This is a genomic window from Lunatimonas salinarum, from assembly GCF_017811155.1.
Lineage (GTDB): Bacteria > Bacteroidota > Bacteroidia > Cytophagales > Cyclobacteriaceae > Lunatimonas > Lunatimonas salinarum.
In genome coordinates, this window is sequence record NZ_JACVCV010000103.1 from 1 (window position 1) to 642 (window position 642).

Below are 642 nucleotides of genomic sequence, written 5' to 3' on the forward strand. Positions count from 1 at the left end.
GGGTGGACGGCATGCAGGTCACCGAACTGTTTTCCTACCTGGAAAACAACAGGGATCGTATTGCCACCTCCATCCTGAACCACACGTACGTACCACAACCTATCAAGGGGGTTGAAATCCCCAAGAGCAACGGAAAAACCAGATTACTGGGAGTACCCACGGCAGTGGAAAGGTGGCTCCAACAGGCGGTAAGCCAAGTGCTGATGACCAAATATGAACTTACGTTCGAGGAACACAGCTATGGCTTCCGCCCCGAAAAGAACATCCATAAGGCAGTTACACAAGCCCTGAAAAACATCAATGATGGCTATCAGGACATAGTGGACATTGACCTCAAGGGGTTCTTTGACGAAGTTGACCACTCTGTACTGCTTCAATTGATCTACCAACGGGTAAAATGCCCTACCACCCTACGGCTGATCCGAAAATGGCTGCGTGCACCCATCCAGACCAACGGAAAACTGCACAAACGTAGAAAAGGCGTTCCACAGGGATCCCCGCTCAGCCCCCTATTAAGCAACATCCTGCTGGATGTGCTAGACAAGGAACTGGACAGGCGAAACCTGAAATACGTCCGTTATGCGGACGATTTCAGCATCTACACCAAGTCAAAGAAGGAGGCCAGAAAGGTGGGCAACGAGA

1 protein-coding gene is annotated in these 642 nt (G+C 50.6%); it reads left to right on the forward strand.

Annotated elements, in window-relative coordinates; genetic code table 11:
- Positions 1–2 precede the first annotated feature (2 nt).
- A partial coding sequence (locus IAQ59_RS22095; protein ID WP_342450744.1) for a reverse transcriptase domain-containing protein occupies positions 3–642 on the forward strand: 640 nt, incomplete at its 3' end.